General features: G+C 72.9%; 24 protein-coding genes and 1 tRNA gene. 8 read left to right on the forward strand and 17 right to left on the reverse strand.

From position 1 onward, the window contains the following. Positions 1-122: 122 nt before the first annotated feature. Entirely contained in the window at positions 123-2,870 is a 2,748-nt protein-coding gene (locus AB7J25_RS17230) for a LuxR C-terminal-related transcriptional regulator (RefSeq protein ID WP_428510204.1), read from the reverse strand. A gap of 244 nt (positions 2,871-3,114) precedes the next feature. Between AB7J25_RS17230 and AB7J25_RS17235 the strand changes: the two genes are divergently transcribed. The 3 genes from AB7J25_RS17235 to AB7J25_RS17245 all read left to right on the forward strand — a co-directional run bounded on the left by AB7J25_RS17235 (position 3,115) and on the right by AB7J25_RS17245 (position 5,658). Then, on the forward strand, positions 3,115-4,755 hold the full coding sequence (locus AB7J25_RS17235; protein WP_428510206.1) for a flavin-containing monooxygenase: 1,641 nt from the start codon (positions 3,115-3,117) through the stop codon (positions 4,753-4,755). A gap of 84 nt (positions 4,756-4,839) precedes the next feature. Beyond that, positions 4,840-5,241: an STAS domain-containing protein gene (locus tag AB7J25_RS17240; RefSeq protein ID WP_428510208.1), complete on the forward strand. Its 402-nt coding sequence runs from the start codon at positions 4,840-4,842 to the stop codon at positions 5,239-5,241. A 123-nt stretch (positions 5,242-5,364) separates the two neighbouring features. Then, positions 5,365-5,658, forward strand: coding sequence for a WhiB family transcriptional regulator (locus AB7J25_RS17245; protein WP_428510210.1), 294 nt, complete (start codon positions 5,365-5,367; stop codon positions 5,656-5,658). Here the strand turns inward: AB7J25_RS17245 and AB7J25_RS17250 are convergent. Then, complete coding sequence (locus tag AB7J25_RS17250) at positions 5,655-6,248, reverse strand: hypothetical protein (protein ID WP_428510212.1); 594 nt, start codon at positions 6,246-6,248, stop codon at positions 5,655-5,657. The two genes, AB7J25_RS17245 and AB7J25_RS17250, sit on opposite strands and share 4 nt — an antisense overlap. Positions 6,249-6,504: 256 nt before the next feature. Between AB7J25_RS17250 and AB7J25_RS17255 the strand changes: the two genes are divergently transcribed. Continuing rightward, positions 6,505-6,945: an ATP-binding protein gene (locus AB7J25_RS17255; protein ID WP_428510214.1), complete on the forward strand. Its 441-nt coding sequence runs from the start codon at positions 6,505-6,507 to the stop codon at positions 6,943-6,945. Then, the gene (locus tag AB7J25_RS17260; protein ID WP_428510216.1) at positions 6,942-7,721 is read left to right on the forward strand and encodes a SigB/SigF/SigG family RNA polymerase sigma factor; all 780 of its coding nucleotides are present in this window, start codon (positions 6,942-6,944) and stop codon (positions 7,719-7,721) included. Before AB7J25_RS17255 ends, AB7J25_RS17260 begins: the two co-directional genes overlap by 4 nt. A 56-nt stretch (positions 7,722-7,777) precedes the next feature. On the opposite strand, the gene AB7J25_RS17265 is transcribed toward AB7J25_RS17260, so the two are convergent. After that, positions 7,778-7,999 carry a DUF3618 domain-containing protein gene (locus AB7J25_RS17265; RefSeq protein WP_428510218.1) on the reverse strand — a complete coding sequence of 74 codons (222 nt, stop codon included), beginning with the start codon at positions 7,997-7,999 and terminating at the stop codon, positions 7,778-7,780. A 109-nt stretch (positions 8,000-8,108) separates the two neighbouring features. Between AB7J25_RS17265 and bcp the strand changes: the two genes are divergently transcribed. The 3 genes from bcp (at position 8,109) to AB7J25_RS17280 (ending at position 9,326) form a co-directional block, all read left to right on the forward strand. Further along, complete coding sequence (gene bcp / locus AB7J25_RS17270; protein WP_428510220.1) at positions 8,109-8,573, forward strand: thioredoxin-dependent thiol peroxidase; 465 nt, start codon at positions 8,109-8,111, stop codon at positions 8,571-8,573. Positions 8,574-8,608: 35 nt separating this feature from the next. Continuing rightward, positions 8,609-9,286, forward strand: a complete 678-nt coding sequence (locus AB7J25_RS17275; RefSeq protein WP_428510222.1) for a transposase — start codon at positions 8,609-8,611, stop codon at positions 9,284-9,286. Continuing rightward, positions 9,249-9,326: transfer RNA gene (locus AB7J25_RS17280), tRNA-Leu, on the forward strand. The genes AB7J25_RS17275 and AB7J25_RS17280 overlap by 38 nt, the downstream gene beginning before the upstream one ends. Positions 9,327-9,343: 17 nt before the next feature. Here the strand turns inward: AB7J25_RS17280 and AB7J25_RS17285 are convergent. From AB7J25_RS17285 to murI, 14 genes are all read right to left on the reverse strand, one after another. Then, on the reverse strand, positions 9,344-10,051 hold the full coding sequence (locus AB7J25_RS17285) for a DUF899 family protein (RefSeq protein ID WP_428510224.1): 708 nt from the start codon (positions 10,049-10,051) through the stop codon (positions 9,344-9,346). 14 nt (positions 10,052-10,065) lie between these two features. After that, on the reverse strand, positions 10,066-10,986 hold the full coding sequence (locus tag AB7J25_RS17290; protein WP_428510226.1) for an NAD-dependent epimerase/dehydratase family protein: 921 nt from the start codon (positions 10,984-10,986) through the stop codon (positions 10,066-10,068). Positions 10,987-11,113: 127 nt separating this feature from the next. Continuing rightward, positions 11,114-11,956 carry a DUF6597 domain-containing transcriptional factor gene (locus AB7J25_RS17295; protein ID WP_428510228.1) on the reverse strand — a complete coding sequence of 281 codons (843 nt, stop codon included), beginning with the start codon at positions 11,954-11,956 and terminating at the stop codon, positions 11,114-11,116. Between the two features lie 34 nt (positions 11,957-11,990). Then, complete coding sequence (locus AB7J25_RS17300; protein WP_428510230.1) at positions 11,991-12,719, reverse strand: TVP38/TMEM64 family protein; 729 nt, start codon at positions 12,717-12,719, stop codon at positions 11,991-11,993. A gap of 103 nt (positions 12,720-12,822) precedes the next feature. Beyond that, on the reverse strand, positions 12,823-13,416 hold the full coding sequence (gene rdgB, locus AB7J25_RS17305; protein WP_428510232.1) for an RdgB/HAM1 family non-canonical purine NTP pyrophosphatase: 594 nt from the start codon (positions 13,414-13,416) through the stop codon (positions 12,823-12,825). Further along, positions 13,413-14,159, reverse strand: coding sequence for a ribonuclease PH (gene rph, locus AB7J25_RS17310; protein WP_428510234.1), 747 nt, complete (start codon positions 14,157-14,159; stop codon positions 13,413-13,415). Before rph ends, rdgB begins: the two co-directional genes overlap by 4 nt. 10 nt (positions 14,160-14,169) lie before the next feature. Continuing rightward, positions 14,170-14,739 carry a hypothetical protein gene (locus AB7J25_RS17315; RefSeq protein ID WP_428510236.1) on the reverse strand — a complete coding sequence of 190 codons (570 nt, stop codon included), beginning with the start codon at positions 14,737-14,739 and terminating at the stop codon, positions 14,170-14,172. Then, complete coding sequence (locus AB7J25_RS17320; protein ID WP_428510238.1) at positions 14,736-16,862, reverse strand: glycosyltransferase; 2,127 nt, start codon at positions 16,860-16,862, stop codon at positions 14,736-14,738. The genes AB7J25_RS17315 and AB7J25_RS17320 overlap by 4 nt, the downstream gene beginning before the upstream one ends. Further along, on the reverse strand, positions 16,859-17,419 hold the full coding sequence (locus AB7J25_RS17325; RefSeq protein WP_428510240.1) for a hypothetical protein: 561 nt from the start codon (positions 17,417-17,419) through the stop codon (positions 16,859-16,861). The genes AB7J25_RS17320 and AB7J25_RS17325 overlap by 4 nt, the downstream gene beginning before the upstream one ends. A 75-nt stretch (positions 17,420-17,494) precedes the next feature. Next, positions 17,495-18,280 (reverse strand): MBL fold metallo-hydrolase, encoded by a 786-nt coding sequence (locus AB7J25_RS17330; RefSeq protein WP_428510242.1) that lies wholly within the window; start codon positions 18,278-18,280, stop codon positions 17,495-17,497. 59 nt (positions 18,281-18,339) lie between these two features. Further along, positions 18,340-18,765 (reverse strand): hypothetical protein, encoded by a 426-nt coding sequence (locus tag AB7J25_RS17335; protein ID WP_428510244.1) that lies wholly within the window; start codon positions 18,763-18,765, stop codon positions 18,340-18,342. Further along, on the reverse strand, positions 18,758-19,120 hold the full coding sequence (locus AB7J25_RS17340) for a hypothetical protein (protein ID WP_428510246.1): 363 nt from the start codon (positions 19,118-19,120) through the stop codon (positions 18,758-18,760). Before AB7J25_RS17340 ends, AB7J25_RS17335 begins: the two co-directional genes overlap by 8 nt. Continuing rightward, positions 19,117-20,295, reverse strand: a complete 1,179-nt coding sequence (locus AB7J25_RS17345; protein ID WP_428510248.1) for an MFS transporter — start codon at positions 20,293-20,295, stop codon at positions 19,117-19,119. Before AB7J25_RS17345 ends, AB7J25_RS17340 begins: the two co-directional genes overlap by 4 nt. Further along, positions 20,292-21,125 (reverse strand): glutamate racemase, encoded by an 834-nt coding sequence (gene murI / locus AB7J25_RS17350; RefSeq protein WP_428510250.1) that lies wholly within the window; start codon positions 21,123-21,125, stop codon positions 20,292-20,294. Before murI ends, AB7J25_RS17345 begins: the two co-directional genes overlap by 4 nt. Positions 21,126-21,788: the final 663 nt, after the last annotated feature.

The raw sequence follows: 21,788 nt of genomic DNA on the forward strand, positions 1-21,788 counted from the left end.
TCCAGTGGTCAGGAGTGGATGCCGTCAGACAGCTCCACACCAACCACGGGAGGTCCTCCCCGTTCAAGATCAGTCACATCGTGTCGTCACACGAGTTCGACCAACGTCTCCGGTCAGTACAGCTAGCCGAGGAGTCCTCCGCGGCGCGCCAGTGACACCGCCTCGGATCGGTTCGTCGCGCCCAGCTTGGCGTTGATGTTCTTGAGGTACCACTTCACCGTGTTGACCGTGACGGTCAGCGTTCTGGCGATCTGCTGGTTGGTCCGACCCGCGTCGAGCATCGCGAGGATCGTCAGCTCCCGCGGGGAGAGCCCACCGACGTCGCCGTCCGCGCGCGTCCCGCAGGCTCCGGAGGCGAGCGCCTCGAGCTGACCCGCCGCGATCGGCGGGAACGCGCCCGGCCACGCGTCGGCGCGGGCGTGTTCGCAGAGCCGGTCGAGCACGGCCGCGACGTCCGGGCCACCGTCGATGATCGTCTGCCGGAGCCCGGCGGGGACGGCGCGGGCGAGGACACCCGCCAGGGTGCGTTCGGCGGCCATCCGTCGCGCTGCGCGCTCCTGGGCGGCGCTGAGCTGGACGGCCGCGATGATCGTGTCCCGGATCTGGCCTCGGCGGGTCAGGTCGTCGATCAACTCCTCGATCAGCGCGATAGCGCCGTCGTGGTCGCCCTCGGCGGTCATCACCGCGGCGAGGGAGCTGGTCCGTGTCTGGTCGATGGCGAGGCCGATGCCGCCGGCGGCGCGCGAGCCGTCGGGAAGGGACTGCGCGATCCGGCGGGCATCGCCCACCCGCCGGACCAGGAGCAGCTGGCGGATGCGCTCCGCGATGACGGCGGCGGACAGGCGGGTGAGGCCGAGCCGTGCGGCGACCCTGGCACCTTCGGTGAGCAGCTCGGAGGCCTCTGCCGCGGCACCGCGGTGGGCCTTGATCCTGGCCAGCACCGTGTAGCTGGCGATCATGAAGTCGACGACTCCGCTCTCCGCGCCGAGCTGCCTGCTGTCCTCCAGCAGCCGCTCGGCCTCGTCGAGCAGGCCGCGTTCGTACTGGAGCTCGCCCAGCAGGGCGCTGGCGAGCTGGGCCGCGTGGGAACGTCGACCTGCTGACTCGCGGGCGAGCTCGACGGCATCGAGCAGGTGCTCCTCGGCGGCGTTCGTGTCGAGCTGGGCGAACGCGGCGATGCCGGCGAAACACCGCCCGTAGACACCGGCGAAGGGTCCGATCGTGCGGTCGTGGAAGCGCCTGGCCCATCGCTGGCGGTCGCGGGCCGCCCGGTAGCGCATCGAGTGGATGTCGCAGAACGTCTGGATGTTCGCGGCGACGGCCACGATCCACGCCCGGTAGGTGCGCGATCCGGCGAGCGCGGCGGCGACCAGCGGCTCGGCCCGGTCCAGGCGATCCCCGTAGATGTCGATGCAGGCCTGGACCACGTCGGATTCGCTCTGCATCTCCTCGTCCGCGGGGTGCTCGGACATCGCCTGGCGCAGGTGGTCGAGGGCGAGCTGGGCCTCCTCGGAACGCTGCAGGAGGCAGTTGGCCCAGGCGACCGCCATGAGCAGCTGCGGCCGCCCGTCCACCGCGTCGGCGGGCAGCCGTGCCGTCAGCCCCAGCAGGCTGACCATGCGGCTGTGCTCGACGAGCGACATCGCGTGGCGTTCGACCAGGTCGGTGGCGCGCCCCGGGTCGCCGGCGGCCAGCGCGTGGGTGACGGCTTCGGAGACGAGGTCGTGGTGGGCGAACCAGGCGGAGGCGCGCCGGTGCAGCAGCCGCGGCCGCTCCGGGTGATCGCGCTGGAGCCGCCTGCGGAGGTGGTCGGCGAAGAGGTGGTGATAGCGGAACCACTCCCGCTCCTCGTCGAGCGGGCGCAGGAACATGTCGCGGCGCTCCAGGTCCTCGAGCATCGCCTGACCGTCGTCACGGCCGCTGAGGATGCCCGCGAGGCTCCCGCAGAGCCGGTCGCAGACCGAGGTGGAGATCAGGAAGTCGAGGATCTCCTCGGGCAGCGCGCTCAGGACGTTCTCGGCGAGGTACTCGCCGACCGAGTGGTGGCGTCCGGAGAATCCCTGGATCAGCTCGGTGGGATCGGCGGCGTCCCGCAGCGACAGCGAGACGAGCTGGAGCGCGGCGACCCATCCGTCGGTGCCCTCCGACACGCGCGCCACGTCGTCGGGGCCGAGCCGGAGCCCGTTGAGCTCGATGAGGAACTCCCGCGTCTCGTCCGTGTCGAAACGCAGGGTGCCTGCGTCGATCTCGATCAGCTGCTGGCGCACCCGCAGGCGACTGAGCGGCAGGTGCGGGCGGGTGCGACTGGTGATGATCAGCGCCATGTTCGGCGGGGCGAAGTCGAGGAGCTGGACCACCGCGTCGTGGATGCGGGGGTCGTCGACGACGTGCAGGTCGTCGAACGTCAGCACGAACCGGCCCCCGTGCCGCGCGATCTGCTCCAGCAGCGCCGTCACCGTGTACCGCTGGGTGTCCTCGGCGCTCTGCTCGATCAGCTCCTTCAACTCGCCGATCGCGGCGTCGGAGTCCGGCAGGACCCGCCGTACCGATTCCAGGAGGTGCGAGAGGAACCAGTGCGGGTCGTTGTCGTCGCGGTGCAGCCCGAGCCAGGCGACGGCCGCCCCGTCCTCCTCCAGGACGCGCAGCCACTGCACCGCGAGCGTCGTCTTCCCGTACCCGGCGGGCGCGTGGATGACGACGAGCTGCCGGTCCCGCCGGGCACTCAACATCGTCAGGAGGCGCCGCCGCTCGATGACGTTGCGGACGTAGGTCGGCGCCCGGAACCGCGCGGAGGCGTCGACCGGCATCGCCCGCGGCGGCCCGACGACCATCCCCGACCCCCGCTCCGGCTCGACAGCTGTGTCGTACAACACAGCATCACCGGCCTGGGCGCCGGGCTGACTACCCGATCGGGTAGTTCGCCCGGCATCGCGGTCGGATCCGGCTCGGGGACGCCGCCCGACGGGGGCCACCACCCGTCACGTGGCCGGGCAGCGGGGACGCCTGCCGACGTCATCGCCGCCCGCTGCGGCTACCCGCTCGGGTGGGGCCGGGCGCGCCGGACCCTTCGCATGCTGTGGCCGTCCACACAGACGTCCCCGAGGCGAAGGAGCCGTGGTCACGTTGACGTCCACGCAGCCCGCACCCACCGACGGCACCGTGCTCGAACTCGACGCGGTCATCCTCGGCGCCGGCGTGGCCGGCCTCTACCAGCTCCACCAGCTGCGCCGGCAGGGCCTGCGCGTGCGCGCCTTCGACAAGGCGGGCGACGTCGGCGGAACCTGGTGGTGGAACCGGTACCCGGGCGCCCGCTTCGACAGCGAGGCCTACATCTACCAGTACCTGTTCGACGAGGATCTCTACAAGGACTGGAGCTGGAGCGAGAAGTTCCCCGGCCAGCCCGAGGTCGAGCGGTGGATGCGGTACGTCGCCGACCGGCTGGACCTGCGCCGCGACATCCGGTTCTCCACGGCGATCACCAGCGCCCACTACGACGAGGACCGCGGCCGGTGGACGGTCCGCACCGACCGCGGCGACGTCGTCGACACCCAGTTCTTCATCAGCTGCGCCGGGATGCTCTCCGCCCCGCTCGAGAACGTGTTCGACGGCCAGGACAGCTTCCGGGGCGACATCCTGCACACCTCCAAGTGGCCAGCGGGCGGCGTCGACCTGGCGGGCAGGCGGGTCGGGGTCGTCGGCATCGGCGCCACCGGCATCCAGGTCATCCAGACCATCGCCGACGACGTCGCGCACCTGACCGTCTTCGCCCGCACCCCGCAGTACGTCCTGCCGATGAAGAGCCCTGCCTACGGCGAGGCGGAGCAGGCGGCCTACAAGGCCAGGTTCGACGAGCTGAGGTCGACCATCCCCCACACGTTCACCGGCTTCGAGTACGACTTCGTGCACGTCTGGGCGGAGTGCACCCCCGAGAAGCGCCGCGAGGTACTGGAGGAGATCTACGAGGACGGGTCGCTCAAGCTGTGGCTCGCGAGCTTCGCGGAGATGTTCTTCGACGAGGGCGTCAGCGAGGAGATCTCCGAGTTCGTGCGCGAGAAGATGCGCGCCCGGCTGAAGGACCAGCGGCTCATCGACATCCTCGTACCCACCGACTACGGCTTCGGCACTCACCGCGTCCCGCTCGAACGCGACTACCTGGAGGTGTACCACCGCGAGAACGTCGAGCTCGTTGGCATCCGCGACAACCCGATCACCCGCATCACCCCCGACGGCCTCGCGCTGGCCGACGGCACCCTGCACGAGCTGGACGTGATCGTGCTCGCCACCGGCTTCGACGCCGGGACCGGCTCGCTGACCCGCATCGACGTCCGCGGCCGGGAGGGGCGCAGCCTCACCGAGGACTGGGGCCGCGACATCCGCACGATGATGGGCCTCGGCGTGCACGGCTACCCGAACCTGCTGACCACCGCCGTCCCCCTCGCTCCCTCCGCCGCGCTGTGCAACATGACCACCTGCCTGCAGCAGCAGACCGAATGGATCAGCGACGCCATCCGGCACGTGCGCGAGCAGGGCGGGTCGACGATCGAGCCCACCCGGGAGGGCGAGGAGGCCTGGGTCGCCCACCACGAGGAGACCTCCGGCGCGACGCTGATCGCGAACACGACCGGCTGGTATCTCGGTTCGAACGTCCCCGGCAAGCCGCGCCGGGTCCTGTCCTACTGCGGCGGCGTGGGGACCTACCGGCAGAAGTGCGACGAGGTCGCCGCGAACGGCTACCCGGGCTTCGCCGTCCACTGACGGCGCACCCCTGCTCACGCGTCCCGGTGGGCCGCCGGCGCTCCGAGTGGCAGCAGCGCGCCGGGGGCCCTACGGTGACGTCCGATGCCCGACACCAGCGAGCCCATGGCCGAGCGCACCGCCACGCCCGGCGCCGAGGGTGACGACCAGATCACCATCAGCACGACCAGCCCGGCCGAGGGGCAGGTCGTGATCGAGGTCGGTGGCGAGGTCGACATGCTCACCTCGCCGCAGCTGCGCCGGGTCGCGCTGGACCAGCTCGCCGGGGGTGCCGAGCTCGTCGTCCTCGGGCTGGACGGCGTCACGTTCCTCGGCACCAGCGGCCTCGCCGTCCTCATCGAGGTCCGGGAGGCCGCCCACGTGGCCGGGGTGGAGTTGCGCCTGGCCTGTACGCAGCGCCGGGTCCTTCGCCCGCTCGCCATCGCCGGGCTCGTACCGCTCTTCGACATCCACGACACCCTCGAACTGGCTCTGGCACGCACGTAACGAATCGGTGACGGCACCCCGGACCGCGATGGGGTGCGTTTGGCGTCGGGAGCGCCGGGGAATCAGCACGTCGAATGCCTGAGCCTGCCTCGGGCGGACGACGGACTTAGAGGTGACGGCGCGATGAGCGATGTGTCCCGGCTTCCGGGCCCGATGGATCATGCCTGGCAGTGGCAGCGCCTCGGCGCCTGCCGCGGCATGGACAGCTCGGTGTTCTTCCACCCGGACGGGGAACGCAACCCTTCGCGTGCCCGCCGCACCGCCCAGGCCAAGCAGGTCTGCGCCCGCTGCCCCGTGATCGACCTGTGCCGCGAGTTCGCCCTGCAGACCCGCGAGCCCTTCGGCGTGTGGGGCGGCCTGGGCGAAGCCGAGCGCCGCGTCATCCTCCAGAGCCGCGGCATCGCCGTGGCCAGCTAGAACACCTGGGGAACGTAGGTCACCAGCGGCAGCCGGTACGCCGCCACGATCCGCTCCACGGCCCGGCCGACCATCACGTCGGCCGGGCCGGCCGCCGCTCCGGACAGGCGCGACTCCTCGTACGCCCCGATCGGCACGACGCAACCGACGCCTGGCTCGGGGTCGAACCCCACGAGCTCGCTGATCGCCGCCACCACGTCGTCGACGTCACGGGGACGGACGTCCGAGGGGGCGGGCAGCGCGAGCCGGTGCACGTTCACGCGCAGGCCGAGGGCCGCTGCCCGCTCGCGGGCGAGCGCGCCGACGTCCGGTCCCTCGACGCCCGCGAGATCCGCGGGCAGCGCGACGTCCGCAAGGTCGTCGTCCTCCCCGACACCGGCGTCCGTGTCATCGTCCGCCGACCCCGCCGCGTCGTCACCATCCGTGAGGATCAGGAGGTCGACGTGGGGCGCCGCGGCGAGCCGCCGCACGAGGTCGGCACCGGCGCGCAGCTCGTCCGGCCGCAGGGCCACGGCGACCAGCCGGTGCAGTGCGGGACCGCTCCAGTGCTGATCGGGCGGGCTCAATCCGCCGTCGACGACCGCCACCATGGACAGACCCCCGAACCCCCGATCCGGCCTCCGCAGACCGGACGTACCTGTCAAGGAAACTATGTCGGATGCCCAACTTTCCACCGCTTCCTGACACAGACGGTGAGCGGCTCCCGGTGGTCCGTGAGCGGTGTGCCGCGCCGCTGAGAACCACCTGACGCTGCACCGGTACAGTCCGACATCCGGACACTCACCCCTGAGATTGATCCGTCCGGCGCAGGGGTAGGACGATGTCGAGTCCTATGGAAGGAGACCCGTGTCCGACGCTGCTGACCTCGACAGTGCACTGGCCGGGGTGTCCACCGTGGAGGTCCGGACGTCGGCGAGCGCCGCACTGATCCCGACGATCCGCGCGGTCGCCTCAGACCTCGCCGCACGTGCCGATTTCGATCTCGACTCGATCTCCGATCTACGGATGGCCGTCGACGAGGCCTGCGCCACGCTCGTCGACGCCGCCGCACCCGCGTCCATGCTGCGCTGTGTCTTCCAGGTGCGCCCCGAGCACATCGAGGTGCACGCCGAGGTGCAGGCCGACAAGCCCGACACCACCGTCTCGACGGACACGTTCGGCTGGCGCGTCCTGCAGACCCTCGCCGACAAGGTCGAGGTCCACCACGTGCCGGGCGACAGCGGCGAGCGGCCGATGCTCGGCATCCGCCTCGACAAGCGCGCGAGCACCGGCGGACGGGACCTTTGACACCGTCCGATCCCGAGTACGCCCACCTTCTCCCGCTGCTGGAACGCTACGCGGCCCTCGGTCCCGAGGATCCTCGTCGCGAGCCGCTGCGTACCGAACTGGTCACCGGGTTCCTCCCGGTCGCCCAGCACATCGCTCGCCGCTTCGCCAACCGGGGCGAACCGCTCGACGACCTCGTCCAGGTGGCGACCGTCGGGCTCATCAACGCCATCGACCGCTTCGCCCCGGATCGCGGCTCGGACTTCTTCTCCTTCGCGGTACCCACGATCTCCGGTGAGGTGCGTCGCCACTTCCGGGATCTCGGCTGGTCCATGCGGGTTCCCCGGCGGCTCAAGGACCTCCACGTCACGATCAACGGCGCGGTGTCCGAGCTGTCGCAGAAGCTCGGCCGCGCGCCCAAGCCGAGCGAGATCGCCGAACGGCTCGGCGTGCCCGTCGCCGAGGTCCTGGAGGGCCTGGAGGCGTCGGAGGCCTACCGCAGCTCGTCGCTGGACGAGATGCTCTCCTCGGAGAAGGGCAGCGCCACCGTCGGCGAACTGGTGGGCGCCGCGGACGCCGAGCTGGACCGGGTCGACTCCCGGCAGGCGCTGCGGCCCCTGCTCGCCGAACTCGCTCCCCGCGAGCGGACCATCGTCGTGCTGCGGTTCTTCGGCAACATGACGCAGACGCAGATCGCGGAGGAGGTCGGCATCTCGCAGATGCACGTCTCCCGGCTGCTCGCCCAGACCCTCACCCGCCTGCGCACCCGGCTCGACCCGGACACCCGCATGTCCTGAGCGGGGCCGGCTGCCCGGCCCCGCACGATGGGAGATCGGCAGGTCCACCCTCCCGGTCAGCGGAAGAGCTTGCGCAGCACCGCCAGGGCGAGGATCGCGCCCACGCCGATCAGGGCGTAGCGCACCGCGGGCGTCTCGAGGCGGGCCTGCACCCGCTGCTTGCCACTCTCGACGAGGTGGCGGGGATGGGCCCGGTCGGTGAGTGCATCCAGGCTCTCCGCGAGCTGGTCGCGGGCCTTCTCGATCTCCTGCTCGATGGTCTCGGGGTCACGCGCCATGGGGTCTCCTCGGGTCTCACCGACTGTGCTCGGGGGCTGGCGTCACCGTAGTCAACACAGTCAACACCCCCCGCGGTGGCGCACGACGGCGCCGCGCGAGGATCGGGGCATGTCGCGCCTGGAACCCGGAGACACCGCACCCGACTTCACCCTCCCCGACGCCGACGGCAAGCCCGTCTCGCTGGCCGACTACCGCGGCCGCCGCGTCGTCGTCTACTTCTACCCGGCCGCGTCCACCCCCGGCTGCACGAAGCAGGCGTGCGACTTCCGCGACAGCCTCTCGGCCCTGGACGCCGCGGGGATCGCCGTCCTCGGCGTCTCGCCGGACAAGCCCGCCAAGCTCGCGAGGTTCCGCGACGCCGAGGGTCTCACCTTCCCCCTGCTGTCCGATCCCGATCGCGAGGTCCTCACGGCGTGGGGCGCCTTCGGCGAGAAGACCATGTACGGCAAGACGGTGACGGGCGTCATCCGGTCGACGTTCGTGATCGACGCCGAGGGGAAGGTGGAGGTGGCGCAGTACAACGTCCGCGCCACGGGGCACGTGGCGAAGCTCCGCCGCGAGCTGGAAGTCTAGACCTCGTTCGAACATTAGTTCGATACGATCGTCGAGTGCCTCGCCCCCGACGTTGGACCGACGAGCAGCTCGCCGCTGCCGTCGCCGCGAGTCGCACGTTGAGCGAGGTGTGCCGGCGGCTCGGGCTGCGCCCGGGGAAGTACGACGGGCTGCGGGCGCACATCCGGCGACTGGGGATCGACGCATCGCACCTGCCGCGGGCCGTGGAGGGGTCGCCGCGGACAAGGCGGCGTTTCCGGGACGAGGATCTTGTCGAGGCTGTCCGACTCGAGGCGAGCGTTCACGGAGTCCTACGTCGGCTCGGATACACGACCAGCGGCGGCATGTTCCGGTATGTGGTGGCACACATCCGGCGACTCGAACTGGACACGAGCCACTTTCGGGGCCAGGCCTGGGCGCGGGGCATGCAACGGCCGCGAGCCTCCTGCCCACTGCACGAGCTCCTCGTCGAGGGCTCGACCGCAACGTCGTCGACGCTCCGCAGGCGGATCATCGCCGCCGGCCTGAAGCCGGCCCACTGCGAGGAGTGCGGTCTCTCCGAGTGGCGCGGCGAACGCCTGCCGCTGCACCTCGACCATGTCAACGGCGACCACACCGACAACCGGATTCAGAACCTCCGTATCCTGTGCCCGAACTGCCACGCCCTCACCGATACCTGGTGCGGGCGGAAGAACGGCCGGCGTACTCCAACCGGGCAGAGAGGCGGCGCTTAGAACGCCGACAGTGCGGGTTCGAATCCCGCCGCCGGCACCACGTGTGAACCGCACCGATCACGTTCTGCCATCGCCCTCACCGGTCGCGGGACCGTACAACCGGGCGACATCGGGCGAGTCGAGCCAGCGCCCGTAGGTGGGTCCCTGCGGCCAGCCGTCGGGAGAGTCCTGCCATGCCTCCTGCCGCCCATAGGGCAGCACATCGGCCAGCGCGAACGTGTGCGTGAGCTGCTCGACGCCGCGACCGGACGTGTGCCACATGCGGTAGACGGTCTCGCCGTCGCACAGGAACACGTTCACCGCGAACCCGCCGCCGGCCGGTGCGTCGACGTCGGCTCCGAACGTGCTGTCGGCGGTGGAGTACCACGCCATCCTGTTGCCGACGCGGTCGGCGTAGGCGAGCACGGCCTCGATGGGACCCGGGGTGACGATCACGAAGCGCGCGTCGTAGTTGGCGAGGAACTCCAGCCGGGTGAACGCCGAGGTGAAACTCGTGCAACCGCCGCACTGCCACTCCGCTCCCGGGTCCCACATGTGGTGGTAGACGACCAGCTGGGACCTGCCGTCGAAGACGTCGACGAGCCGGACCGGTCCTTCGGCTCCCACCAGGGTGTACCCGGGCATTCTCACCATCGGTAGCCGTCGTCGCCGTGCGGCGATCGCGTCGAGCTCCCTGGTGGCTGCCTTCTCCCGGACGCGCAGCTCGGCCAGCTCCTTGCGCCATGTCTCGTGATCGACGATGGGGGGCAGGGCGGCGTCGGGCATGGATGGGTGCTCCTTCATCGGGCGTTCTCGGCGCGCCACGCGACGTAGTCGGCGACCGCCGCGGCGATGTCGAAGGCCGGCGTGAAGCCGGTGTCCTGCGTGAGCCGGGTGATGTCGAGACAGGGGTCGGTGCCGGGGCCGTGCCGGCGTCCGGGCAGGAGATCGAGCCGCAGGCTGGGGATGGTCGCCGCCACGGCGTCCGCGAGCTCGCGGTGGGTGAACGGTCGGCCGCTGGACACGTTGTAGGTGTCGTGCCGCAGGGTGTCCGCGGTCGTCAGCAGGGCGATCGCGCGCCCGGCGTCGGGGGCGTAGCAGCTGTCGCCGCCGTCGTCGGCGTGCGGCGGCTGCGGCTCCTCACCGCGCAGTGCCGCACTGATGTAGGGCGGGATCGGGTGGAACGGCGATTCCGGGTCCATCAGCGGTCCCCAGATGCTGCCGATCCGGAGCACGACCGGCTGGACCCCGGTGCCGGCGAGGCCGTGCGTGGTGAGTGGCTCGACCGCCTTCTTGAAGGCGACGATCAGATGTGGCAGGTCTGCGGTGGGCAGCGCGAGCTCCTCGTGCCAGCAGGTCTCGGCCCGGCCGACGTACACGCCGAGACTGCTGGCGACGGCGAACCTGCGAACGCCCCAGGTGCGGGCGGCGTCCATCGCGTTGAGCAGGCCGGTCGTGTCCGTGCGGAGGAACGCGACCGGGTCCTGGCCGGGGATGCTGCCGGCGAGGTGGACGATGTCGCTGATGTCGTGGCGATCGCCGACGGCGAGGACGGCGCCCCGGTCGGTGACGTCGAGGGGTTCGACGGTGACCCGGCCGGCGAGGAACGACGGGACCTCGATCCGGCGGTGCCCGGTGACGACGACCTCGTGCCCGAGGTCGACGAGCGCGCGGGCGGTGTGAGCGCCGATCATGCCCAGTCCGCCGGTGACGAGGATCATCGGGCCACTCCGGGGAGCAGGTGGGGCACGCCGGGTATCTCCCGCGGGTCGACGAGCTCGGCCAGATCGGGCACGGGGACGACGCTACGAGCGGCGCGCCGAGGGGTCTTGAACGAATCGCGCAGGCTCAGACCCGAAGCGGCGGCCGACCACGGGTGGCGAGGAAGGGCACGAAGGAGGCGGAATGCTCATGGCCGCAGGCGCATCGGTCGATGCTGCCGCCCAGGAGGCGGCGCGGCGTGAGGCCGGTCAGACGCACGCACTCCCGGCCGAGATGTGCCTGATCGGCGTACCCCGCATCGACCGCGAGCCCCGCCATGCCGTCCGCACCACAGCGGCCCGTGGCCGTGGCGCCGGCCTGGGCCAGCGCGAGGAACCCCTGGAACCGCAACGTCCGCTGGAGGACCTTGGGGCCCACCCCCACGGCGTGCAGGCAGCGGCGGCGCAGCTGGCTCGCGGACAGGGCCAGGTGGGCGGCCAGGGCCCCGATGCCGACCGGGTGCCAGGGCATCAGCGCCTTCACGGCTTCGCCCACCAGCGGATCCGCACGGACCGCGCCTCGGTACTCGTGCAGGAGGTGGGCCTGCGCGCACCTGAGCGCCAGCTCGGGCGTCCCGGCTCGGGCCACCGCCTCCGTGAGGCGGTCCGCCGAGCTCCCCCACAGGTCCACGAGGCCCAGCCGCTGATCCACAAGGTCCTCGAGCACCGTCGGGAGGGGTGGCGTCGCTCCTGGATGGAACCGCACACCCAGGAGCGTGGTGCGCGCCGGGATGACCTCGATCCGCGGACCGGTCAGCGGACCGATCAGCCGGGGATGGCCACCGACCGGGAAGTGGATCTCGACCCCGCCCGTGGGCAGGTGCCGTTGCACGTACGCCGCCTCACCGGTGCGCTGGATCCAGACGGTCCGCACGACCTCTGCCAGTCCCGGCAGCGGCGGATGCTCGACGTAGGACTCCATCACCGTCATCGTTGCACCGAAGCGTCCCGTGCGTGGGTCGGCGTCAACCCCCGCCGGATCGGGCGGGTGGACAGGGCACGGACTCACGCCCCTGCATGGGCCGCCGGGAGGCCAGCAGCACGCCGGCGGCGCCGAGCACGGTGCACGCCACCGACACGGCGAGCAGCCGCGGATCCGGCGCCCCGCCCACGACCGCGTCGGAGAGGACCACGACGGCGAGCGTGCCGGGGAGCACCCCGAGGACCGTGCCCGCGAGGTAGGGCGCGAACCGCACCCCGGAGGCACCCGACGCGTAGTTGAGCACGGGGAACGGCACCATCGGCAGCAGCCGCAGCGACAGCACGGCGAGCATCCCGCGGTGGTCGAGCCGTTGGTGCACCCAGGCCATGGCGCGCCGGTCCGCGTGGCGGGCGACGAACCGCGCGGTGCCGAGCCGTACCAGCCAGAACGCCAGCACCGCGGCACTGGTCGTCGCGAGGACGGCGACGAGCGCACCCCACAGCGACCCGAAGAGCACCCCGGCCGCCACGGTGAAGACCGTGCGCGGGACCGGCGCGACCGTGGCCACCGTCTGGAGCAGCACGAACACCGCAGGCGCCCAGATCCCCGCGGCGCGGACGGCGGCGAGCGCCGGGGCGAGGGCGGCCGCGACGTCGGGCAGGTGGTCGCGGAACCCGAGCACCGCCAGCGCCGCTGCGGCGAGCGCCGCGAGCCCCGCGACGGCCCAGCGGGCACGGGACCGCGTGGGCGCGGGATCGGGCGCGGGGAGCACGGATCCACGGTACCGACGGCCCCGCCCGCAACGAGCGGCGCGTTCGTCCAACTGAGCTGGCCGAACGCGCCGCTCGTCCAACGTGCCCGGCGGTACGCCGCCGTCAGGCGCCCGCGAGCGCGCGCAGGTGCGGCAGCAGCGCCCGCATCGCACGCCCCCGATGGGACTGCGCGTCCTTCTCCTCCGCCGCGAGCTCCGCGGACGTGCGGGTCTCCCCGTCCGGGACGAAGATCGGGTCGTAGCCGAAGCCGTTCGTCCCGCGCGGGGCCCGGACCAGGCGCCCGCGCCACTGCCCCTGCTCGACGACCTCGACCCCCGACGGCAGCACCAGGGCCGCGGCGCAGACGAACGCGGCGCCCCGGCGCTCGTCCGGGACGTCGGCGATCTGGCCCAGGACCAGTTCGAGGTTCGCGACGTCGTCACCGTGCTTCCCGCACCACCGCGCCGACAGCACACCCGGCATGCCGTTCAGCGCGTCCACCGTGAGCCCCGAGTCGTCCGCGATCGTGGGAAGCCCGGTGGCGGCGACCGCGTCACGGGCCTTGGCCAGCGCGTTCTCGGCGAACGTCGCCCCGGTCTCGGGCGCCTCGGGGAACTCCGGCACGTCCGCGAGGCCGAGCACCTCCGCCCCGTCCAGGAGGCGGCGCAGCTCGGCGAGCTTGGCGGGGTTGCGCGTGGCGAGCAGCAGGGTGCTCACGCTGGCAGCTCCCCCGGGTACGGCTCGGCGAGCGCCGCGGCCTGGATCGCGGCGAGCTGCGCGATGCCGCCGAGCGCGCAGTCCAGCATGGCGTCGAGGGTCTTGCGGGTGAACGTGGCGCCCTCGCCGGTGCCCTGGATCTCGATGAGGGTGCCCGTGTCCGTCGCGACGACGTTCGTGTCGACCTCGGCGCGCGAGTCCTCGGAGTAAGGCAGGTCCAGCCGCACGCGCCCGTCCACCACCCCGACGCTGACGGCCGCGACCTGGCAGGCCAGCGGCTTGGGATCGGCGAGACGGCCGTGCGCACCGAGCCAGGTGACGGCATCGGCCAGCGCGACGTACGCGCCGGTGACGGCGGCGGTGCGGGTGCCGCCGTCGGCCTGCAGGACGTCGCAGTCCAGCGCGATGGTGTTCTCGCCGAGGGCCTTGAGGTCGATGGCGACCCGCAGTGAGCGCCCGATGAGCCTGCTGATCTCGTGGGTACGCCCGCCGATGCGGCCCTTCACGGACTCGCGGTCGCTGCGGTCGTGCGTGGCCGACGGCAGCATCGCGTACTCGGCGGTGACCCAGCCGAGCCCCGATCCCCTCCGCCAGCGCGGCACGCCCTCGGTCACGCTCGCCGCGCACAGCACTTTGGTGTCGCCGAACTCGATCAGCACCGAGCCCGCGGGGTGCTTCTGGAAGCCGCGGGTGATCCGCACCGGGCGCAGCTCGCCGTCCGCCCTGCCGTCTGCTCGCGTCACGCGGGTCAGCTTAGGTGTGCGGCCAGCAGGCCCCCGACGCCGCGTCGTGCAGCGGGCGCGGATCGACGGGACGGTCCGCGGGCGGGTTGATCTCGATCGTCTCCGGCCGGTCCTGGGTGAGTGCCTCCTCGCAGGTGATCACGCCGGGGTCGGTCGCCGCGGACACCCACAGGTCGACGTGCCCGTGATGGTCGCGCTTCCACTCCGCGATGCACTCCTCGCAGTCGTCCTCCATGACGAAGTACTTCTGCAGGCGCGGGAGGTAGACGATCGTGCCGACGGGCAGCTCCGCGGGGTCGCTCGCGAGGGTCAGCGGGTCGGCCCACGTGCCGGTGCCGCCCGCGGTCTGGTGGCGGCCGTTGGGGTAGGCGATGTCGGCGCTGCCGGGCGGGTCGTTGTCCGCGCCGGCGTAGAAGGTGACCTCGACGCGGACGGTGCCGCCCGGGGCCGAGGACCCCGCCGAGGACGCCGCGGGAGCCGGCGGCGGCGCGACACGGGGGGTCGCCGGAACCGCCGGGGCCTGCGCGCAGCCCACGGCGACACCCGCCAGCAGCAGGACGACGAGGACGGCCCGCCTCACCGGAGGGCCCCGTCCAGCTCGGCGGCGCTGAACCGGCCCGCTCGCGGGATCTTCTGCCAGCGCAGCCGGTCCCCGACGAGCGCGGACAGCACCGACTGCGCGAGCACGGCGTACATGAGCTGGCGGTAGACGACCTGCTGCAGCGGCAGGAGGAGCAGCCCGCGCAGCGGCTCGCCCTCCAGGCGGAACGCGACGGCGCCGGTGAGCATCTGCAGGCCGAGCACGGCGCTCCAGGTGACCAGCGTCGTGGCGGGATCGAGGAAGATCATCCCGTAGACGAGGTAGACGTCCACCATCGGTGCAAGCAGCGGCAGCACCACCTGGAAGAGCGCCGTGACCAGCAGCCCGACGCGGCCGACGTGCCCGGAGCGGCCGCGCTCGACCAGCGCGTGGCGGTGTTTCCACAGCGACTGCATGACGCCGTAGCTCCACCGGTAGCGCTGCCGCCAGAGCTGGGCGAACGTCGACGGGGCGTCGGTCCAGGCCCGCGCGGTGGGCTCGTAGACGACGGCCCAGCCCCGGCGGCCGAGCGCGATGGTGAGGTCGGTGTCCTCGGCGAGGGTGTCGTCGCTGACGCCGCCGACCTCGCGCAGCGCGTAGCGGCGGTAGGCGCCGATCGCGCCGGGGACGGTGGTCATCGCCTGCCACAGGTCCTGCACGCGGCGGTCGATGTTGAAGCCGATCACGTACTCGATGTGCTGCCAGCGGGAGATGAGGCGGCGACGGTCCGCGACGCGGGCGTTCCCCGCGACGGCACCGACCGCGGGGTCGGCGAACGGTTGCACGAGGCGGCGCACGGTAGACGGCTCGAAGATCGTGTCGCCGTCCATCATGACGACGATCTCGTTCCTCGCGGCGGCGATGCCGGCGTTGAGGGCGGCGGGCTTGCCGCCGTTGGGCTGGCGCAGCACCCGCACGTTGCGCAGCCGCAGCGACGCGACCAGCTCGGCCGTCGCGTCCGTGGAGCCGTCGTCGACGACGATCACCTCGAGGGGGTGGTCGCTCGCGACGAGCGAACGCACCGTCCGCTCGATGGTGTCCTTCTCGTTGTAGGCGGGGACGACGACGCTCACGGGCACTGTCACGGGCAGGCCCCAGCTCTGCCGGCGCCGACGGCGTGCCTGCACCACGGCGGCCACCACCATCACGACCAGCCGCAGCACGACGAGGCCGCCGACGATGAGCAGGCTCCACTCGAGGAAGCCGACGACCAGCTCGGCGGTCCCGGCCGCGCCGAGCAGCAGCGTGCCGAGCGCCCGTTGCGACCAGCTCGCGGGGGTGGCGGCGTCGGGCAGGCCAGCGCCCGCGGTGACGGTGGTGAACGTGTAGCCCTTCGCCTGCAGCTCGGGGATGAGCTTCTCCAGCGCCGCGACGGTCTGGGCACGGTCGCCGCCCGCGTCGTGCAGCAGCACGACCGCACCCTGCCCGTCGGGCGGGGTGGCGTCGGCGACGATCTGGTCGACGCCGGGGCGCTGCCAGTCCTCGCCGTCGACGTCGACGAACGCCGTGACGTAGCCGTCGGCGCCGATCTGCTGCATGACGGCGTAGCCGGCGTCGTCGACCGCCGAGGCCTCCGACGAGTACGGCGGCCGGACGAGGTAGCTCAGCCGGCCGGTGGCGCCGGCGAGTGCGAGCTGGGTGGCGGCGAGCTCGCGCGAGACCCGCTGCGGGGAGACGGTGCCCAGGTCGGGGTGGGTGAACGTGTGCAGCCCGATCTCGGAGCCGGAGTCGCGGATCTCGCGGACCAGCTCCGGGTAGGCGGTGACGTGCGAGCCGACGACGAAGAACGTCCCGGGCACGCCGTGGCTGCGCAGCACGTCGAAGATCTGGGGGGTCCAGGTGGGGTCGGGGCCGTCGTCGAAGGTGAGGGCGACGGTCCGGGGCGGCATGGCGAAGCTGCGCATGTGCCCGTCGGTGAGATCGACGATCGGGCCGCCGTCGGTCACCGCGCTCGGAACGTGGTCGTCGGGGCCCTCCGCGGCGGCGCCGAGGGCGTCCACGCCCACCTGGGAGCGGATGAGCCCGTTGACCAGCAGGATGCAGCAGAACGTCACGAAGAGGGTCGCGAGGAGCAGCCTCTTGGGACGCAGCAGGTGGCCGCGCAGGGCGGCGTGCCTGCTCACGGGGTCACCGCCGAGCCGCTGGGGCTCGTGGAGCCACGCGACGTCGTCGCGCCCGGCTGCGATGCGGTCGACGTCGCGGTCGAGCTCGGCGTCGCCGTCGTCGAGGGCCCTGTGGACGGTGCGGTGGACGGCGCGGTCGAGGGCGCGGGCGCCGTCGTCGGGCCCGCCGACGGCTTCGGGGTGGGCTTCGGTGTCGCGGTGGCCCGCGGCCGGGACGTGATGGCCGGCCGGGTGGGCGCAGCGGGCCGCGCGGTGAGCAGGCCCGGCGTGCCCGGGTCCAGCGGGAATCCGGCGACCTGTCCGTTGCCGGCATCCGCCGGCACCTCGACCCCGGGCCGGACGGAAGTGTCGCCGAGGGCGCCCACGACGGCCGCGAGGTACAGCACGGCGCCGACGGCCAGCGCGATGGCGAAACGGCGCACGATGCGCCGCCGCCTGCCCGAGTCGTCGACGAAGACCTGGCCGTGGCCGGTGGAGGGTGCCTGGGCAGGGGGCGGGGCCGGCGTCAGGGTCGGCTCCGGCGCCGCGTGCCGGTGGCGCAGGAGGGTGGTGCTCACATCCATGTGAGCGATCGACGGGCCGCGATCGTTACATCAGGTCAACTATTTCGGTGTGATGCTGCACACCGCCGATCAGACGTCGTAGCCCTCGTCCGGGACGACCATCTCGACCGGCCCGTCGAACGCCTCCTTGGCCTCCGCGAGTAGCTGCGCCCCGTCCACCCACGGGGGAACGTGGGTGAGCAGCAGCCGGCCCACACCCGCCGCGGTGGCGTGCTCCCCCGCCTGCCGCGCGGACAGGTGGACGCCGGTCGGCGGCTCCGTCCACCGGTCCGTGACGTGCGGCCAGGACGACTCGCACAGCAGTACGTCCGCGCCGCGGGCCAGCTCCACCAGGCCGGGGCACGGGCCGGTGTCGCCGGAGAACACGAGGCTGCGTCCCTCGTGCTCGACCCGCAGGGCGTAGGCCTCGCAGAGGTGGTCCACAGCGCCCGCCCGCACCGTCACGTCGCGCACCGGGACGCGCACCCCGTCGCCGAGGGCGTGGAAGGTGAAGACATCGGTGAGGTCCGTCGCGGCCAGCTCCGTCGCGGACGGCGCGTACTGGCAGGCGAAGCGGCGCGGCGCCTCGCCCGGCGCGAGCACCGGGAGCGGCCTGCGGGCGGGGTCGAAGGGCGGGAAGGGGTGGTAGCGCCGGTGCACGACCAGGGCGGAGAAGTCCGCGCAGTGGTCCGGGTGCAGGTGGGAGAACGCGACGGCGTCCAGCCCCCACGGGTCGATGTGGCGCTGGAGCGCCCCGAACGTGCCGTTGCCCAGGTCCAGCGTGAGTGCGACGTCGCCCGCACGGACGAGGTAGCCGGACGCGGGCGAGGTCGGCCCCGGTCCGCTACCCGAGCACCCGAGCACGATGAGCCGCATGGCGGAAAGCTAGCCCGCGCCGTACCGCTTGTCACACCGCGAGGACATGCCCGGACGTGTCAGGAGACCTTGCGCGCGACTCGTCCAGTGTGGATGAGCCACCAGAGCCCGGCGATCGGCAGGACCAGCGGCACGAAGCCGTAGCCGCGCCCGAAGCCCGACCAGACGGTGTCGTCGGGGAAGTCCGCGGCGTCCACCAGGCTGAGGGTGCCGACCGTGAGCACGCCGACCAGCTCGAACACCACGGCGCCCCAGGCGAGCCTGCGTGCCCACGGCGCCCGCCCGGCCAGCCCGATCGTCGCGAGGATGTAGACCACCCCCGCGAGCAGCGACAACAGGTACGGCACCGGCGCCTCGGAGAACCGGGTGGCGATCTGGACACCCGCTCGGGCCGTCGCGGACAGCGCGAAGATGGCGTAGATCGCGATGAGCAGCCGGCCCGGCCCGGTCGCGGTGGCGGGGCGCTGGTCGGGGTGGTCACGCAAGCGGCACCCACAGTCCCTGCAGGCGCAGGACGGCCACCCCCGTGGCGATCGCGGCGGCCGCGATGACCGCCCCGCCCCAGCGCGAGGACTCCGCGGTCGCCCACTGGAGCGCGATCGGCAGCACGCACACCGAGACGACCAGGTAGATGAGGAACGTCGAGGTCTCCGGCAGCTGCGTGCCGGTGAACACCTGGAACGCCGCGATGACGGCCTGCAGCGCCAGCAACGCGACGACGACGCCGACGGCAAGCTTGGCGAAGCGGTCCGGCGGGCGGTTGCGCACCGTGAGCACCACCCCGTACACGGCCAGCGCCCCCGTCGCGACGAGGAGCACGACCACCAGCGCGTCGATCACGGCCGCGAAGCTACCGCAGGTTCTCCGCGCATCGCGTAGGGGACGAGCAGCAGCGCGAGCAGCGCGATCCCGGCGGCGACCGGGGCGAGCGGGGCGACGCCGAGCGTGGCGACGACCGCGCCGCCGATCAGCCCGGCCAGGCCCACGCCGAGGTAGACCGCGGACGCGTTGAGCGCCAGCAGCAGCGAAGCACCATCCGGCGCGAGCGCGATGAGCCTGCTCTGCACGGGCGCGTTGGTGGTCCATCCCGCCGCGCCGAGCAGGAACAGCGCGACGGCCGCACCGATGGCGGTCGAGATGGCGAACGGCAGGAGCCCGAGCAGCACGGTGAAGCTCGCCATGGAGGCCACCATCGGGCGCTTGCTGCCGTAGCGGTCCGCGAGCCGCCCGCCGAGCGCGTTGCCCGCGAGCGCGCCGACGCCGTAGGCGAGCAGGAGCAGCCCGAGCGCCTCGCGGCGCACCCCGGCCGATGCCTCGAACAGCGGTGCGGCGTAGGAGTAGACCGACATCATCGCGGTCAGGGCGAGCACCGTGATCGTCAGCACGGCGAGCACGCGGGTGTCCGCGGCGACCGCGATCCGCTCCCGCAGCCCGGCCGCCTGCGGCGCCGCCACGACCGGCATCAGCAGCCGGACGGCCACGGCGCCGGCCAGGCACAGCCCCGCGATCAGCGCGAACACCCCCCGGTAGCCGAGCGGCCCGCCGAGCAGGCTGCCCAGCGGGACACCCACCACCAGCGAGAGCGTGATGCCGCCGAACACGGCCGCGACCGCCCGTCCGCGCTGCGCAGGCGCCGCGAGCTGCGTGGCGACGGCGGTGGCACCGGGGGTGAGCACCGCAGCCCCGAGCGCGGCGACGACGCGGCCCCCGAGCAACAGTGGGTAGTTCGGCGCGAGCGCGCAGACGAGGTTGCCCACCGTCGCGGTGGCGAGCGCGGCGACGAGCAGCGTGCGCCGCTCCCAGCGGCCGGTGAGCACCGCGAGCAGCGGTGCGCCGAGGGCGTAGGCGAGCGCGAACACCGTGGTGAGCTGCCCCGCGGCCGCGACCGACACCCCGAGGTCCTCGCTCACCAGCGGCAACACCCCCGAGACGACGTAGGCACTCGTGCCAACGGCGAACGCGCCGGTGGCCAGCAGGTGCACCCGCCAGGGCAGCCGGGCACGCGCCGGGCTCATCGGGCCGGAACGGGATCGAGCCCCGTCCCGAGCGTGGCGACGGTGCCGATCTCCGGGCCGAGGAAGCGGCGTCCGAGGCGGCGGAACGGTTCCGGATCACCCGTAGCGAGGAACTCGTGCGGCGGGGGCGGCGGGCCCTCGGGATCGCGCAGCAGCTCCCCCGCCATCAGCACCCGCACGACGTCCTTGGCCGTCTCCTCCGCGCTCGACACGAGCGTGACGTCCGGGCCCAGCACGATCTGGAGCACCCCGGCGAGCAGCGGGTAGTGCGTGCAGCCCAGCACCACGGTGTCGACGCGGGCGCGCTGCAGCGGCTCCAGGTAGCTCTGCGCCAGGCCGAGGACCTGGCGCCCGCTGGTCATGCCGCGCTCCACGAAGTCCACGAACCGGGGACAGGCCACGGCGGTGATCTCCACGTCCCTGGCGGCGGTGAAGGCGTCCTGGTACGCGCCCGAGGCGATGGTGGCCTTCGTGCCGATCACCCCGACCCGGCCGTTGCGGGTGGCCGACACCGCGCGGCGCACGGCCGGGCGGACGACCTCCACGACCGGGACCGGGTAGCGCTCCCGGGCGTCGGCGAGGCAGGCCGCTGACGCGGTGTTGCACGCGATGACCAGCGCCTTCACCCCGCGTGCCGCCAGCGCGTCGCCCAGGGCGAGGGCGTGGCGGCGGATCTGGGCGATCGGCAGCGGCCCGTACGGCCCGTGCGCGGTGTCCCCGACGTAGACGACCTGCTCGGCGGGGAGCTGGTCGATGATCGCGCGGGCGACGGTGAGGCCGCCGACTCCGGAGTCGAAGATGCCGATCGGGGCATCCTGGGTAGCGGGCACGCACCGAGCTTACGTCGGCGGACCGACACGTCCCGCCGACCCGGAGGCCCTCGCCGGTGCGCGGCACGGGGCCGCCGGTGCTCCTCGCACATGCGCTCGAGCCTCGGACACCGTCCGGGCCGCCGTCATCCCGGAGCTGGTCACACCCGGAGCCGTCGAACACACGCTCGAGCCCTCACACGCACCGCGGGGCCCTCGCACAGACCGCCGGCGGCATGTGCGACCACCACCTGGTGTGTGCCACCGCCACCCCGCCCGCGGGACGGGCTCCCGCGACCGCTCGACCCGCCCGGCCCGCCCCCCGGGCACCTCGCACACACCCCGCAGCGCCCACACACAGCCCGCAACGCTGGCACACACCGCCGGCGGCATGTGCGAGCACCGCCCGATGTGTGCCACCGCCACCCCGCCCGCGGGACGGGCTCCCGCGACCGCTCGACCCGCCCCCGGGCACCTCGCACACACCCCACAGCGCCCGCACACACCCCGCAGCGCCCGCACACACCCCGCAGCGCTGGCACACACCGCCAGCGGCATGTGCGAGCACCACCGGACGTGTGCGAGCACCACCGGACGTGTGCGACCACCGCCCGACGTGTGCGAGCACCGCCCGATGTGTGCCACCGCCCGCTGACCTCCGGCAACGCCACTCGGCGCGCGGCA

The sequence above is a fragment of the Pseudonocardia sp. genome, assembly GCF_050246655.1.
Classification (GTDB): domain Bacteria; phylum Actinomycetota; class Actinomycetes; order Mycobacteriales; family Pseudonocardiaceae; genus Pseudonocardia.